The organism is Microbacterium sp. F1-18 (assembly GCF_052921305.1).
The window spans coordinates 666446-681543 of record NZ_JBREVD010000002.1; the positions used below are offsets into that span (position 1 = coordinate 666446).

General features: G+C 69.7%; 10 protein-coding genes, 1 tRNA gene and 1 other RNA gene. 5 read left to right on the forward strand and 7 right to left on the reverse strand.

Features of this window, described 5'->3' with window-relative positions:
* Nucleotide 1: 1 nt before the first annotated feature.
* From ACU6RU_RS07410 to ACU6RU_RS07420, 3 genes are read right to left on the reverse strand one after another with little or no spacing between them, the layout of a single operon-like run.
* Nucleotides 2–2992, reverse strand: a complete 2991-nt coding sequence (locus ACU6RU_RS07410) for a bifunctional [glutamine synthetase] adenylyltransferase/[glutamine synthetase]-adenylyl-L-tyrosine phosphorylase (protein ID WP_446726228.1) — start codon at nt 2990–2992, stop codon at nt 2–4.
* 4 nt (nt 2993–2996) lie between these two features.
* Entirely contained in the window at nt 2997–4334 is a 1338-nt protein-coding gene (glnA, locus tag ACU6RU_RS07415) for a type I glutamate--ammonia ligase (protein WP_120262880.1), read from the reverse strand.
* 33 nt (nt 4335–4367) lie between these two features.
* On the reverse strand, nt 4368–4589 hold the full coding sequence (locus ACU6RU_RS07420) for an SPOR domain-containing protein (protein ID WP_120262881.1): 222 nt from the start codon (nt 4587–4589) through the stop codon (nt 4368–4370).
* A gap of 78 nt (nt 4590–4667) precedes the next feature.
* Between ACU6RU_RS07420 and ppgK the strand changes: the two genes are divergently transcribed.
* On the forward strand, nt 4668–5492 hold the full coding sequence (ppgK, locus tag ACU6RU_RS07425) for a polyphosphate--glucose phosphotransferase (protein WP_120262882.1): 825 nt from the start codon (nt 4668–4670) through the stop codon (nt 5490–5492).
* Between the two features lie 151 nt (nt 5493–5643).
* On the forward strand, nt 5644–6564 hold the full coding sequence (locus tag ACU6RU_RS07430; protein WP_446726229.1) for a phosphatase PAP2 family protein: 921 nt from the start codon (nt 5644–5646) through the stop codon (nt 6562–6564).
* A 248-nt stretch (nt 6565–6812) separates the two neighbouring features.
* On the opposite strand, the gene rnpB is transcribed toward ACU6RU_RS07430, so the two are convergent.
* An RNA gene (rnpB, locus tag ACU6RU_RS07435) (RNase P RNA component class A) lies at nt 6813–7171 on the reverse strand.
* Nucleotides 7172–7304: 133 nt separating this feature from the next.
* Between rnpB and ACU6RU_RS07440 the strand changes: the two genes are divergently transcribed.
* Both ACU6RU_RS07440 and ACU6RU_RS07445 read left to right on the forward strand, forming a co-directional pair.
* Entirely contained in the window at nt 7305–7949 is a 645-nt protein-coding gene (locus ACU6RU_RS07440) for an LPXTG cell wall anchor domain-containing protein (protein WP_446726230.1), read from the forward strand.
* A gap of 1 nt (nt 7950) precedes the next feature.
* Entirely contained in the window at nt 7951–9717 is a 1767-nt protein-coding gene (locus ACU6RU_RS07445; protein WP_289331268.1) for a DUF4012 domain-containing protein, read from the forward strand.
* An 8-nt stretch (nt 9718–9725) separates the two neighbouring features.
* Here the strand turns inward: ACU6RU_RS07445 and ACU6RU_RS07450 are convergent, their stop codons facing one another.
* The 3 genes from ACU6RU_RS07450 to ACU6RU_RS07460 form a co-directional block, all read right to left on the reverse strand.
* Entirely contained in the window at nt 9726–11414 is a 1689-nt protein-coding gene (locus ACU6RU_RS07450; protein WP_289331267.1) for a bifunctional 3'-5' exonuclease/DNA polymerase, read from the reverse strand.
* Between the two features lie 7 nt (nt 11415–11421).
* A complete protein-coding gene (locus tag ACU6RU_RS07455) occupies nt 11422–12153 on the reverse strand; it encodes a zinc ribbon domain-containing protein (RefSeq protein ID WP_120262887.1) in 732 nt (243 codons plus the stop codon).
* A gap of 1 nt (nt 12154) precedes the next feature.
* Nucleotides 12155–12228, reverse strand: a tRNA-Val gene (locus ACU6RU_RS07460).
* 137 nt (nt 12229–12365) lie between these two features.
* On the opposite strand from ACU6RU_RS07460, the gene aceE reads away from it, so the two are divergent.
* Nucleotides 12366–15095 (forward strand): pyruvate dehydrogenase (acetyl-transferring), homodimeric type, encoded by a 2730-nt coding sequence (gene aceE, locus ACU6RU_RS07465; RefSeq protein ID WP_120262888.1) that lies wholly within the window; start codon nt 12366–12368, stop codon nt 15093–15095.
* The last annotated feature ends 3 nt before the right edge of the window (nt 15096–15098 follow it).

Here is a 15098-nt window from a genome sequence, read left to right on the forward strand (position 1 = left end):
TTTAGCCGTAGAAGAGCTTCTCGAACACGCGGCGGGCTTGGCGCGCGGCGCGCATCCAATCCTCCTCCACGACGGTCGCCGATCGTGCCGGATACCCCAGCAGGCGGCCGATTCCGTCGAGCCGGCCACGATCAGTGGGCAGGACGTCGCTGGTCTGACCTGACAGCAGGGTGTTCGCCGACCGCAGCCGACTGGCGAGCCGCCACGCCGCGAACAGCTTCTCGGCGGCGTCCCGCGGAATGAGCTCGGCGCCGACCGCCGCTTCGAGGGCGGCGATGGTCGACGTCGTGCGCAGGCCCGGCACGCGGTGCGCATGCTCGAGCTGAATGAGCTGCACGAGCCACTCGACGTCGCTCAGACCGCCCGGTCCCAGCTTGAGGTGCCGAGAACGGTCCTGGCCCTGCGGCAGCCGCTCGCTCTCGACACGGGCCTTGATACGCCGGATCTCGCGGAGTCCTTGGGCGTCGGGCGCCACGGGATAGCGCAAGTCGTCGGCGAGGGCCAGGAACCGGGTGATGAGCGTCACACTTCCCGCGACGCCACGGGCGCGCAGGAGAGCCTGGGCCTCCCACGACAGCGACCAGCGCCGGTAGTACTCGGCGTACGACTCCAGAGAACGCACGAGCGGGCCGTTGCGGCCTTCCGGACGCAGGCCCGCGTCGAGCTCGAGCGGCAGGCGGTGGTCCTCGGAGTACCGCCGCACACCCTGCACGAGCTGGAGCGCGAGTTCCTGAGCGCGCTGAGCGGGGACGCCGTTCGCGTCGAACACGTAGATGATGTCGGCATCCGATCCGAAGCCCAGTTCGGCCCCGCCGAAGCGTCCCATCGCGATGACGGAGAACTCGAGGCGATCGTCTTCGGGCGGAAGCACCTCGCGCCGCACGGCACGGAGCGTCGCCTGGATCGTGACCTCGGTGATGGTGGTCAGGCCCTCCGCGAGCTCTTCGATGGAGAGCTCGCCGACGACAGCGGCCATCGCGAGCCGCAGCAGCTCGCGCCGCCTGAGCGCCCGGACCGCAGCCATGGCATCGTCGATGGAAGCATGCCGGGTCTGGATGGCGCGGGCTTCCTCCTGCAGCACGAATCCCGGGCGCGGCCGGAGCTGATCGGGCGAGTCGAGCCACGCGATCGATTCGGGGATCCACTCCATGAGCTCGCCGACATATCGTGACCCCGACAGCAGCCGGGTCAGGCTTTCCGCGGCGCCCGACGAATCGCGCAGCATCCGGAGGAACCACGGCGTGTTCCCGAGCCGCTCGCTGATGCGCCGGAAAGCGAGGAGGCCGTAATCGGGATCCACACCGTCGGCGAACCAGCGGATCATGACGGGCATGAGGTGGCGTTGGATCACGGCCTTGCGGCTGAGGCCACTCGTCAGCGCTCCGATGTGACGCAGCGCGCCGGCCGGGTCGCGGAACCCGATCGCCGCCAGGCGGGCCTTAGCCGCCTCGGGTGAGAGGGTGTGCTCGTCGGCGGGGAGCGCGGCGACGGCGGAGAGCAGCGGACGGTAGAACAGCCGCACGTGGATCTCGCGCACTTCGCGCTTGATGTCGTCCCATACCGAGACCACCCGGTCGCCGCCGTCGCCGAGGCGCGACGAGCGGGCGAGGGTGCGCAGCGCTGCTCCGTCTTCAGGCATGAGATGGGTCCGGCGCAGCTCGCGGAGCTGCAGCCTGTGCTCCATCACGCGGAGGCGCCGATAATCGAGCGCGAAGCGCGAAGCATCCTCGCGTCCGATGTAGCCCTCCGAGACGAGCGCATCGAGGGCATCGAGTGTGGAGCGCTCCCGGACTCGTTCGTCCGATGCGCCGTGCACGAGCTGGAGCAGCTGAACCGTGAACTCGACGTCGCGGATACCACCGGGACCGAGCTTGAGCTGCCGCGCAACCTCGCCGGGCGGGATGTGGTCGGTCACGCGCTCGCGCATCTTCTGCACGCTCTCGACGAAGTTCTCGCGGGCCGCGCTCGCCCACACCATCGGCTGGACGGCGTCGACGTACTGCTCCCCCAGCTCCGCATCGCCGGCGAGCGGCCGGGCTTTGAGCAGCGCCTGGAACTCCCAGCTCTTCGCCCACCGGTCGTAATAGGCGATGTGCGACTCGAGTGTGCGCACGAGCGCGCCCTGCTTCCCCTCCGGGCGCAGGTTCGGATCGACCTCCCACAGGGGCGGCTCGATCTCGACCTCCGAGATGCCCCGCATCGTCTGGATCGCGAGTCTCGTTGCGATCTCGACCGACTGCGACTCCGACACGACGTCCTCGTCGGCGGAGCCGCCGACGAAGATCACGTCGACGTCGCTGACATAGTTGAGCTCTCGCGCCCCGGACTTTCCCATCCCGATGATCGCGAGGCGGGTCGCGGCGACCGCGTCGCGCTCGAAGCGCCCCGCTCCGGGGACGCCCGCGACGAGTCTGCTGCGCGCGACGGCGAGCGACGCCTCCAGCGCCGCCCCCGCGGCATCCGCCAGGGCCGCGGCCACCGCGTGCAAGATGATCGTCGGATCGGATGCCGCAAGATCGAACCGCGCGATCCGCGCCAGCATCCGCCGATACCGCACCCGTAGCGCGACCCACGCATCGTCGCCCGAGGAAGCCGCGAAGCCGTCGTCAGCGCCGACGGACTCGAGCATCTGCGCCGTCAGCTCGTCGCGCGTCGGAAGACCGTCGCCGTCGGACGCAAGGTCGGCGAGCTCTTCGGGATGTCGCAGGTAGAAGTCCGCCAACCCCTGCGACGCACCCAGCACCGACCAGACCGCTGCGGGCCGGCGTCGCAACGCGTCGGTGACGACCGATGCGTCTCGACGAGCGATGCGCAGGAGTGCGGAGACCGCTGCGTCGGGATCCGCCGCAGCCTCGGCCGACGCTACGAGCTCGTCGCGATCGACGCTCGTCAGCTCGGCGAGCTCCGCCAGGTCGGCGTCGGCCCGTCCGAGATCGTCGAAACCCGCCCGGGCCAGCCCCGTCAGTCCGGTCGAACGAGGTGACCGGGTCATGGCCTCAGAGCATCTCCAGATTGCTCTTGAGCTCGAACGGCGTCACCTGGGCACGGTAGTTCTGCCATTCGCGACGCTTGTTGAGCAGCACGTAGTTGAACACCTGCTCGCCGAGCGTCTCGGCGACGAGCTCCGACTCCTCCATGTACTCGAGAGCGTGGTCGAGGCTCGCGGGCAAGGGCGCGTAACCGAGGGCGCGCCGCTCGGAGTCGGTGAGCGACCACACGTTGTCCTCGGCCTCGGCGGGAAGCTCGTAGCCCTCTTCGATGCCCTTGAGACCCGCGGCGAGCAGCAGCGCGTACGCGAGGTAGGGGTTGGCAGCCGAGTCGAGGGCACGGTACTCGACGCGCGACGACTGGCTCTTGTTGGGCTTGTACATCGGCACGCGCACGAGCGCCGAGCGGTTGTTGTGGCCCCAGGTGATGAAGCTCGGCGCTTCGTCGCCGCCCCACAGCCGCTTGTACGAGTTGACGAACTGGTTGGTGACCGCCGAGATCTCGTTGGCGTGGCGCAGAAGTCCCGCGATGAACTGCCGGCCGGTCTGCGAGAGCTGGTATTGCGCGCCCTCTTCGTAGAACGCGTTGACGTCGCCCTCGAACAGCGACATGTGGGTGTGCATGCCGCTGCCGGGGTGCCCGCTGAGGGGCTTCGGCATGAAGGTCGCGTACACGCCCTGCTCGATCGCCACCTCCTTGATGACGGTGCGGAAGGTCATGATGTTGTCGGCCGTCGCGAGGGCGTCCGCGTAACGCAGGTCGATCTCGTTCTGGCCGGGGCCGCCCTCGTGGTGGCTGTACTCGACCGAGATGCCGAGGTCTTCCAGCATCCGCACCGAGCGGCGCCGGAAGTCGTGGGCCGTGCCGCCGGGAACGTTGTCGAAGTACCCGGCGGAGTCGACCGGCTCGGGACCGTCGGGTCCGTACGACGACGACTTCAGCAGGTAGAACTCGATCTCGGGGTGCGTGTAGAACGTGAACCCGGAGTCGGCCGCCTTCGCGAGGGTGCGCTTCAGGACGTTGCGAGGATCGGCGACGGCGGGCTGGCCGTCGGGCGTGGTGATGTCGCAGAACATCCGAGCCGTCGGGTCGATCTCACCCCGCCAGGGCAGCAGCTGGAAGGTCGTCGGGTCGGGGTGCGCGAGCAGATCGGACTCGTAGCTGCGCGTCAGCCCTTCGATCGCCGAACCATCGAAGCCGAGCCCCTCGGCGAAGGCCCCCTCGACCTCGGCCGGGGCGATCGCCACCGACTTGAGGGTGCCGATCACGTCGGTGAACCAGAGCCGCACGAACTTGACGCCGCGCTCCTCGATCGTTCGCAGTACGAAGTCCCGCTGCTTGTCCATCGCGTCCTCTCCGAGACAGGGTCGGATCCCAGACTACTGGCGGCGAGCGCCCTCCGACGGCGGCGTGCCCCAGTCGTCGTCCTGCGCCTCGTCCTCTCGCCACGCCTGGGACCGCTGCGCCATGATCTGCGGCGCGCGGGAGGCCTCCTCGGCAGAGGCGAAGGGACCCGCGCGATCGGCGCCCGGCGACTGCTTGCCGCGCTCGACCTCGTGTGTCGTGAGGTTGTACCAGTACTCGCCGTCGCTCTCGGGCATGGTCGCTCCAGACTGCGCCTACGGTGGCGCTCGATCCGAGCCTAATCGGCCCCGCTCGCGCTCGATAGGCTGAGCCGCATGAGTGCGAGTGCGACGCGGGCCGTCGGGGTGGACATCGGTGGAACCGGGATCAAGGGAGCGGTGGTCGATCTGTCGACCGGCGACCTCCTGACCGACCGCATCAAGGTCGCGACCCCTAAAGGCGCCGAGCCCGAAGACGTCCTCGGTGCCGTGAAGGTGGTCCTCGACCGCCTCGAGGTCACCGCTGCAGGCGACGTCCCGCTCGGCGTGGCATTCCCCGCGATCGTGAAGAACGGCCGCACCCTCTCCGCGGCCAACGTCGCCGACACCTGGATCGACTTCGAGGCCGAGACCTTCTTCGAGCAGGGACTCGGTCGTCAGATCCACTTCGCCAACGACGCGGATGTCGCCGGGGTCGCCGAGCTGCGTTACGGCGCCGCACGCGGCCAGGACGGGCTCGTCATCCTCACGACCCTCGGCACCGGTATCGGGTCGGCGATGATCTACAACGGCGTGCTGATCCCCAACTCCGAGCTCGGCCACGTGCACCGCGCCAAGCACGGCAAGGACGCCGAGGCGTGGGCCGCGTACTCCGCGATGGAACGCGATGAGCTCGACTGGCCCGAGTGGGCCGAACGGCTGCAGTGGTACTACAGCCACATCGAGTTCCTCTTCTCCCCCGACCTGTTCGTCGTCGGGGGCGGCGTGTCGAAGCACGCCGACAAGTTCCTGCCGCTGCTCGATCTGAAGACGCCCATCGTCCCCGCCGTCCACCGCAACAACGCCGGCATCATCGGCGCGGCGGCCCTCGCTCTCGCGGGCGAACGGCCCGGCGTCCTCGACGAGACCACGGAAGACCTCGCCGGCACGACCGCCCACTGACGCGGGGGGCTGCGGCGTCGGTCTCGGGCGCAGTTTCGCGTGCCAGGCGCACTCGAAGCCGCGCCTGACGCGCGGAACTGCGCCCCATGTGGGCGGAGCGGCGGTCGACGTGCTCCACGGCGAACCGGCGAGTGCCGCCTAGGCTGGCAGGATGCATGAATCTCGCCCTCGCTTCTCGGTGCGGGCACGGATGATCATGACGGGCCTCATCGCGGTGGCCCTCTTCTTCGTCCTGTACCTCTTTTTCAACCTCACGGCTGCCGGGCAGTCGTTGGAGAACGGGTGGGCATGGAAGTACGAGGTCTTCGACACTGTCGGCTACTGGCTCCGCCAGAATGATCTTCCGCCGCTCTCCTACGACCGCGCCACGATCGTGGTGGGGACCCTCCTGGCCGTCGTCATCGCGGCAGCGAGACGACACGGGCGGACAGCCCTCTGGGTTGTCGTCGCGACCCCCGGAGCGGTGCTGGGATCTGAAGGGTTCAAGTCGGTCTTCGGACGTCCCCTGCTGGTCGATTCGCGTGACGACGCAGTCAGCTATCCGAGCGGCCACGCTGTTGTCGTCCTCGCCGTAGCTGCCGCCTTGCTCATCGTGGTGCCGCGGGCCTGGAAGCGGTGGGTCGCCCCCGTGCTCGGGGTCTGGATGGCGCTGGCCACCTCGGCGATCATCGTGATCGGAAACCACCGCCCGAGCGAGATCATCGGCGCGGCGCTGCTCACGATCGCCGTCTTCACGCTGACGGGATCCGTCGTGCACCTGCGGAGCCCCCGTCAGCCGCCGCCGTCGCGCACGCGCCGCCCCGCGCCGACCAGTGAACGTGCCGACCCGGCACGCAGAGCGTGGTTGCTCGCCGGCATGGTCGCCGTGATCACTGTTGCCGGCATCGTCGCGGCATGGGGTGCTCTGCCTTGGGTCACGGCCATCGACGGTGTGACAGGAGCGGCGGCATCGCTGCTCATCCTCCGCGTGATCCTCGTGGTCCGGTCGTGGGTCGCTGACCTTCAGCAAGCCGAACCGGGCGACGACGATCAGAGGATCTCGGGGATGACGACCGCGAGCACCGGCTCGTAGCGCCTGAAGACTCGACGCCCGACCCGCGCCTCCGCGGTCGGTTGAACGCAATGAAGGTACGTGGTGCGTGCCGTGCACGATAGCCCCTTCCGGGGCGACATGACTGCCTGCGACGGTGAGAGGTCGCTCCCGGCACCGGGGCTCACGTTTGGGGAATGCGTCCCGGCGCCGGGAGCGACACCTGCCACGAGCGAGGCCCGCGCTGTGCGAGGCCCGCGCCGCGACGGCTGCGCAGGGGCGGTCGGGGGCGAATGGGCCGGCCTGTACGCCGGGTTCTGTCCGGGGGCGTGAGCCCCGTGGACGGCCATCTCTCTCGGCGACACGTTGCCGTGCCGCTCCAGCGGTCTACCCGGGGACTCGGCGGACCGCGTCTGCATCCCCTGTCTGACCTTGCTCCGGACGAGGTTTACCGTGCGGGTCGTGTCACCACGACCCCGGTGGTCTCTTACACCACCCTTTCACCCTTACCGACGCGAACGCCGGCGGTCTGCTTTCTGTGGCACTGTCTCGCGGATCACTCCGGGTGGGTGTTACCCACCGTCCTGTCCTGTGGAGCCCGGACGTTCCTCGGTGCGGTTTCCCGCCACGCGACCGTCCAGCCGACCCATTCGCACCTGGAGTCTACCGGCGGGGTGCAGGCTCCCCCGAACCGCGGCTCGCCGCACGGGCCCCGTGGTGCTACGGTGTGCTCACAGAAGCCATCTGGGGAGATGGCCTCGCAGCCCATTGGGGAGGGCGCTATGCATAGTTCCGTCATTTCTGCCGTGCTGCTCGGTTCGCTGAGCCTGCTGCCGACTGTGTCGTCGACGGATGCCACGACGTACGCTCCGGATGATCCGAGCGGGGCGACGCTCGCGGGGTCCATGGTCACGACCGACTGCGAATCCGACGCACCGTGGATCTCATTCGACGTGGTCCTCACGGGAGGGACGGTCGAAGAGGCCACGGCACCGGTGTCGTTGATTCTCGACGACGGCGTGAACACCACCAGCGTGCCGCTCGGCTCGCTTCAGGACTACCGCCTGAGCGGCCGCGTGCTGTGGCCGGGGGCGAGCGTCGACGACGCAGGCCGGGGCACCGGCTGGCCCGGCTGGGAGTTCCGCGACGGTACGTGGACGGCGACGGATGCCGGCTTCGCCTGGACTCGTGGCGACATCGCCGCGACCCTGCGGGTGAACCCCAATCTCGCCGTTCCCGTCGCTTATCCGGCTTCCACGCCCGATTGCGCGACGTCGCCGAACGGCGTGCGCGATGCAGCGGTCGCAGCGCTGCCTGCCACGGGCGGCAGCGCGAGCGGACCGATCGCGCTCGCGGTCGCCGCCGTGGGCGCCTTCGTCGCCGGGGCGCTGCTCGTGCTGCAGCGCCGTCGCCACCGGCGCGCCTGAGATGGCTGCGACGGCGCTGGAACGGCGCCTTCGCCGCCGCAGGCGCACCCGTGTCGTCATCGTGGCGGCCGCAATCGGGCTGGCGGCGGCGGGGTGGATCGGCGTGCGAGGCGTGCTCGCCGCGGGCGAGCTCCGCGAGGTACAGGCGGCGGCGACCGGGCTTCGCGCGGCACTGCAGCAGCGCGACGTGGATGCCGTTCAGGTGGCCCTCTCCGACATCGGCGAGCACGCGGCACGTGCGGAGCAGCTCACCGGAGACCCGGTCTGGGGGCTCGCGTCGTCCCTGCCGGGTGTGGGGACGAACTTCCAGGCTGTCCACGCCGCCGCGGCGGGGGCAGCCACCGCGGTTCCGGCGCTGGACGATGTGCTCGCGACCCCCGGGCTCGGCGAGACGATCGCCGGGGGCGACATCGGCGCACTCGCGGGAGTGCTCCGCGACGCATCGCCGGCGCTCGGACGCGCAGCGACGACGCTTCGCGCGACGGCCGCCGATCTCGATGGGATCGACGAATCGGCTCTCCTGCCACCGATTCGCGACGGGCTGAGCACGCTCCAGACGGTGCTCCGACCGGCCGCGGACTCGATCTCCGCGGCCGCCGGAGCATCACGGTGGGTGCCGTCGATGCTCGGCGTCGACGGCACCCGCGAAGTGCTGGTCTCGGTGCAGAACTCCGCGGAGCTCCGCGCGGGCGGCGGACTGACCGGCACGTTCCTTCTCCTCGAAGCCCGTGAGGGCCGGCTCGAGGTGCGTGAGCACACGGACTCGTCGAACTTCGCGCCCCGTCGTGTCCCCGTGATCGAGCTGCCCGCCTCCGTGTCAGAGCTGTACGGCGACGTGGTGGGAACCTACGTCCAGAATGCGACGATGACACCCGACTTCGAGCTCTCGGCTCGGCTCATGCGCACCTGGTGGCAGAGCAGCACGGGCAGCGAGCCCGACGCGGTCGTCGCGGTCGATCCCGTGGTGCTGCGCTCGCTGCTGACCGCCACGGGTCCCGTCCACCTGTCCGGTGGCGCGACCGTCGATGCGGCCGGCTTCGTCCAGGCAGTCCTGGTCGACCCGTACCTGCACTCCTCCACGGACGAGCAGACCGCCCTGCAGCGGGAGGTCGTGTCCGCCGTCGTCACGCGGCTGCTTTCCGGTGACGTCGATGTGGCATCGATTCTCGGCGCGATCGGCGACGCCGTCGCAGACGGGCGCGTGAGCGTGTGGAGCGCCCACGAAGACGAGCAGCGTCATCTCCGCGAGGGGCCGCTGTCGGGGATGCGGGCGCGACAGCTCACCGGCACCGGCGACGTGTTCTCGGTGCTCCTCAACGACGCGACGACGACCAAGCTCGACTCCTACCTGGACATGGCCGTCGGCGTCGTGTCGTCGGGGTGCCGTCCCGACGGGCGTGCCGAGGTGGTCGTGGAGGTACGCCTGCACAACAACGCGCCGCCCGAGGCGCGGGGGTATCCCGGTTCGATGACGGGGATGTACAACCCCGCCAGCCCCGGCGACATCGTCACCGACGTCGGGGTGGCCGCACCTCCCGGCTGGTTCTTCGGATCAGTCGACGACGGAACCGCGGCGGTGCCCTCACGTCAGGTCGTCGACGCCGGCGTGCCGACGAGCGTCGCCCGGTCGACGCTCGCGCCCGGCGACGCTCAGTCCCTGCGGTTCCGCTTCATCGCGCCCGACGACGCCGAGATCGCCCCTCGCGTGATCCATACACCCCTGTTGCGAGACGTCGCGCAACTCGAGCCCGGCGCCGCATGCGCCTGAGCCCCGGCTCAGTCCTTGTCGGCCGACACCGCGATACGCACGTCGAGCAGGAAGTCGAGCGGAAATGAGCCGAACAGCAGCCGGCCGGCCGCATCCGCCGCCTCGCGAACGGCCGCCGCGGCCGCCTCGGCGTGCTCGGCCGGGGCATGCACGATGATCTCGTCATGGAGGAAGAACGCGAGGTGCGCCCGCGCCGTCACGGGGTGACCACCGACGCTCGGAAACACCGCGAGCCGTTGCCGGAGGTCGGCCAGCCAGGCGAGCGCCCACTCGGCCGCCGTCCCCTGGACGACGAAGTTCCGCGTGAAGCGGCCGCGCTCGCGCGCCCGTGATCGCGCGAGCGTCTTGATGGCATCGGAGGCCTCGGGCTCAGCGGCATCCGCGTGGAGATCCCGCCATGCCGCCGAGGGTGCCGGACTCGTGCGGCCGAGCAGGGTGCGCACCGAGCCGCCCTCCTCGCCCACCCGCGCCGCGTCGTCGACGAGGGCCATCGCGCGGGGGTAGGCACGGCGCAGCGACGGGACCAGGCGCCCGCTGTCACCGGTGGTGGCTCCGTACATCGCGCCGAGGAGCGCCATCTTCGCCTCCTGACGCGATGGGACGGTACCGCGGGCCACGATGCCCTCGTACAGGTCGCGCCCGCGAGCGGCTTCCGCGAGCGCCAGGTCGGCGGACATCGCGGCGAGGATGCGGGGCTCGAGCTGAGCGACGTCGGCGATCACCAGCTGCCATCCCGGGTCGGCCCGCACCGCCGGCCGCAGCATCCGCGGCAGCTGAAGCGCTCCCCCGCCCGACGACGCCCATCGGCCCGTGACCACGCCACCGGGGACGTAGACCGGACGGAACCGGTCGTTCGGGATCCACTCGTCCATCCATGCCCAGCCGTTGGCGCTGAGCAGGCGCGTGGCACGCTTGTACGCCAGGAGCGGCTCGATCACGGGATGCTCATGACGCTGGAGCTCCCACTTGCTCGTCGACTCCACGAGCACGCCGACCCGGTGCAGCGAACGCAGCAGACGCGGTTGCGAGTCGAGACTCGCCGTCGGGTCATCGAGAGCCGCACGCACCCGGTCGGCCAGGTCGCGCACGCGGCTCGGCAGCTCCCCCGGGCGCGGCCGTGGCCCGAGCGCATCAGCGAGGATCGCGTCGTGCACCTCGCGACTCCAGGGGACGCCCGCGACGTGCAGCTCGACCGCGACGAGCGCTCCGGCGGACTCGGCAGCCGTCAGCAGACGCAGGCGTCCGGGGTCGATCGCGCTCGCCATCGCGCGCGTCTGCCGCGAGAACTCCGCCAGCGTCGCGTCGAGATCGTGCGGGAGCGCGTCGGCTGCGGGTTCGAGTGCGAACAGGACGTCACGATCGGATGTCGGGTCTTCCGGCGAGGCATCCCAGACGGCGGCGGCACGGAGTTCGGCGGGATCGGCGACGAGCGAGCTGTCGCGCAGGATCGCATGGCACAGGCGCAGATCGTGGCACCGCGCCACCCGAACGCCGGCGGCGAGGATGCCGTGATACCAGGCCGTCGTGTCGGACCAGATCCACCGCGCATCGGGATCTGCTGCGACCTCGCCCGCCAGCTCTCGAGCCGCGACACGATGACGCTCGATCACCGCGCCCGCGGCATCCACCGACGCGACGTCGAGGTCGCCGTCACCGCGGCGCCCGACCGCGCGCCAGCGGACGCGCGGGGTCGTCATCGACGGATCACAGACCGGATTCGTCGGTGCGGACGAGGATGCAGCCGCACTCGGGGCACGTGACGACCTCGTCGTCAGCAGCCTGCGCGATGGCCTTCAGGTCGGTTCCGGAGAGTTCCATGTGACATCCGCCGCAGGTGCGTCGCTGCAGCAGACCGGCACCCGGTGTGCGCTCGGCGAGGGACTCGTAGCGTGCCAGCAGATCGCCCGGCACCCTCGCCGCGATGGCGGCGCGGTCACGCGTCGCGGCGTCGAGGCGTGCCTGCGCCTCTGCGACGGCGGCCTTGCCCTCGGCGCTCAATCGACCGCCCTCGTCGTTGACCTCCGCGATGAGCGCCTGCTGCGCCGCCACCGCGGCTTCGGCGGCTTCGAGTCGCTCCATGGCTTCGAGCTGAGCATCCTCGAGCTCGCTCTTCCGGCGAGCGAGCGAAGCGATCTCGTGCTCGAGTCCTTGCGCGTCTTTGGGGTTCGACGTGGCCGCGAGGCGTTCGACATCGCGAGCCGAGCGGGCATCGACGACAGTCACGTCCGAGGCGATGCGCTTGAGCTCCGCCTCGATGTCGTCGCGCTTCCCGAGCAGGCCGGTCAGCTCGATGGAGAGCTCATGACGGCGCGCAAGCAGTTCGTTCACTCGCGCGGCCTGAGCCGGATTGCGCTTCGCGGCCTCCGCTCCGCGGGCCTGCGCGTCGAGACGGGCGATGTCCAGCAGCAGCAGCTGATCTGCGGGGGTGGCTTTCATGTGGGCCCAGAGAGACTCGAACTCCCGACTCCCTCGGTGTAAACGAGGTGCTCTAACCAACTGAGCTATAGGCCCCTGCTCTCAGTGTACGAGAGCGCCGACCCCTCCGAGCGTGGGTAGGCTGTCGTGCGGTGCTTGTGCGCGCCCGACAACGCCCGCGCCCTGCCCGTGGTGATTACCTGGCACGATCTGCCATACGAGAAAGGTCGCCCGTGACTGTCAACGATCAAGACCCCTACTCCCAGGACGCCCTGGACAGCGACCCGGAAGAGACCGGTGAATGGCAGGAGTCGCTGCGCCAGCTGGTTGACGCGAAGGGCTCGGGTCGCGGTCGCGAGATCATGCTGAGCCTGCTGCAGGCCTCGCACGAGCTGCAGCTGAACGTCCCGCAGGTGCCGGTGACCGACTACATCAACACCATCGCACCCGAGAACGAGCCGGAGTTCCCCGGCGACGAAGAGCTCGAGCGCCGCTACCGTCGCTGGATCCGCTGGAACGCCGCCGTCACCGTGCACCGCGCGCAGCGCCCCGGCATCGGCGTGGGCGGTCACATCTCCACCTACGCGTCGTCGGCTTCGCTCTACGAAGTCGGCTTCAACCACTTCTTCCGCGGCCCCGACCACCCGTCCGGCGGCGACCAGATCTTCATCCAGGGCCACGCGTCGCCCGGCATCTACGCCCGCTCGTACCTCGAGGGGCGTCTGAGCGAGAGCCAGCTGGACGGTTTCCGTCAGGAGGCGTCGAAGGCGCCCGACGGCATCCCGTCGTACCCGCACCCGCGCCTGATGCCCGACTACTGGCAGTTCCCGACGGTCTCGATGGGTCTCGGCCCGATCAACGCCATCTACCAGGCGATGAACAACAAGTACCTCACCAACCGGGGCATCAAGGACCTGTCCGACTCGCACGTATGGGCCTTCCTCGGCGACGGCGAGATGGACGAGGTCGAGAGCCGCGGTCAGCTGCAGGTCGCAGCCAACGAGGGCCTCGACAACCTCACCTTCGTGATCAACTGCAACCTCCAGCGCCTCGACGGACCGGTCCGCGGAAACGGCAAGATCGTCCAGGAGCTCGAGGCGTACTTCCGCGGTGCGGGCTGGAACGTCATCAAGGTCGTCTGGGGCCGCGGTTGGGACGAGCTCCTCTCGCAGGATGACGAGGGCGCCCTCGTCCGACTGATGAACACGACCCCCGACGGCGACTTCCAGACGTACCGCGCCGAGGACGGCGCCTTCATCCGCGAGCACTTCTTCGGGCGCGACGAGCGCACGGCCGCTCTCGTGAAGGACTGGTCGGACGACGACATCTGGGGCAAGCTCCGCCGCGGCGGTCTCGACTACCAGAAGGTCTACGCCGCCTACAAGCAGGCGATGGAGCACAAGGGCCAGCCCACCGTCATCCTCGCGAAGACGATCAAGGGCTACGGACTCGGTCACCACTTCGAGGGCCGCAACGCGACCCACCAGATGAAGAAGATGACGCTCGAGAACCTCAAGCACTTCCGCGACTCGATGCGCATCCCGATCACCGACGCGCAGCTCGAGGAGAACCCGTACCTCCCGCCGTACTACCACCCGGGCGCCGAGGACGAGACGATCCGCTACATGCTCGAGCGTCGTCGTGAGCTCGGTGGGTTCCTGCCGCAGCGCCGGACGAAGCATGCGCCGCTGACGCTCCCCGGCGACGAGTCGTACGCGCTGCCGAAGAAGGGCTCGGGCACGCAGGAGATCGCCACCACGATGGCGTTCGTCCGCCTGCTCAAGGATCTGCTGCGCGCGAAGGACTTCGGTCACCGCATCGTGCCGATCATCCCCGACGAGGCACGCACGTTCGGCATGGACGCGTACTTCCCGACGGCGAAGATCTACAACCCGCATGGTCAGAACTACACCTCGGTCGACCGCGAGCTGCTGCTGGCTTACAAGGAGAGCCCGCAGGGCCAGATCCTCCACGTCGGCATCAACGAGGCCGGAGCCGTCGCGGCGTTCACCGCGATCGGGACGTCGTACGCCACGCACGGCGAGCCGCTCATCCCGGTGTACGTCTTCTACTCGATGTTCGGTTTCCAGCGCACCGGAGACGCTCAGTGGGCAGCCGGCGACCAGATGGCCCGCGGGTTCATCATGGGCGCGACGGCCGGCCGCACGACGCTGACCGGCGAGGGCCTGCAGCACGCCGACGGTCACTCGCACCTGCTCGCCTCGACCAACCCCGCCACCGTGTCGTACGACCCGGCCTACGGGTACGAGATCGCCCACATCGTGCGCTCGGGTCTCGAGCGCATGTACGGCGGGAACCACCCCGACCCCAACGTCATGTACTACATCACGCTCTACAACGAGCCGCTGGTGCAGCCCAAGGAGCCCGAGGATGTCGATGTCGACGGCATCATCCGCGGCATCCACCGCGTGAGCGTCGGCGAGGGCGACGGGCCCCGTGCACAGCTGCTCGCTTCGGGCGTCGGAGTTCCGTGGGCCTACGAGGCGCAGAAGCTCCTCAAGGACGACTGGGGCGTGGTCGCGGACGTCTGGTCGGTCACGAGCTGGACCGAGCTGCGTCGCGATGGTCTCGCCGTCGACGAGCACAACTTCCTGCACCCGACCGATGAGCCGCGGACGGCCTTCGTCACGCAGAAGCTGAACGACTCGGAGGGCCCCGTCGTCGCAGTGAGCGACTTCATGCACGCCGTGCAGGACCAGATCCGGCCCTGGGTGCCGCGCCGCTTCGCGACGCTGGGCGCGGAGGGCTTCGGCTTCTCCGACACCCGCCCCGCTGCTCGTCGGTTCTTCAAGATCGACGGCCCGTCGATCGTGGTGCGGACACTCCAGGCTCTGGCCGAGGACGGCGTGGTCGACCGCGGCCTGTCGGCGCAGGCCATCGAACGCTACCGCCTGCACGATGTGACGGCAGGCACCAGCGGAAACGCAGGCGGCGAGAGCTGACCC

Bases quoted from the DNA above. Each gene is read 5' to 3' on its own strand.
- ACU6RU_RS07430 (WP_446726229.1), top strand. From the start codon at position 5,644: ATGCATGAATCTCGCCCTCGCTTCTCGGTGCGGGCACGGATGATCATG.
- ACU6RU_RS07450 (WP_289331267.1), bottom strand. From the start codon at position 11,414: ATGACGACCCCGCGCGTCCGCTGGCGCGCGGTCGGGCGCCGCGGTGAC.
- ACU6RU_RS07410 (WP_446726228.1), bottom strand. From the start codon at position 2,992: ATGACCCGGTCACCTCGTTCGACCGGACTGACGGGGCTGGCCCGGGCG.
- glnA (WP_120262880.1), bottom strand. From the start codon at position 4,334: ATGGACAAGCAGCGGGACTTCGTACTGCGAACGATCGAGGAGCGCGGC.
- ppgK (WP_120262882.1), top strand. From the start codon at position 4,668: ATGAGTGCGAGTGCGACGCGGGCCGTCGGGGTGGACATCGGTGGAACC.
- ACU6RU_RS07445 (WP_289331268.1), top strand. From the start codon at position 7,951: ATGGCTGCGACGGCGCTGGAACGGCGCCTTCGCCGCCGCAGGCGCACC.
- ACU6RU_RS07420 (WP_120262881.1), bottom strand. From the start codon at position 4,589: ATGCCCGAGAGCGACGGCGAGTACTGGTACAACCTCACGACACACGAG.
- ACU6RU_RS07455 (WP_120262887.1), bottom strand. From the start codon at position 12,153: ATGAAAGCCACCCCCGCAGATCAGCTGCTGCTGCTGGACATCGCCCGT.
- ACU6RU_RS07440 (WP_446726230.1), top strand. From the start codon at position 7,305: ATGCATAGTTCCGTCATTTCTGCCGTGCTGCTCGGTTCGCTGAGCCTG.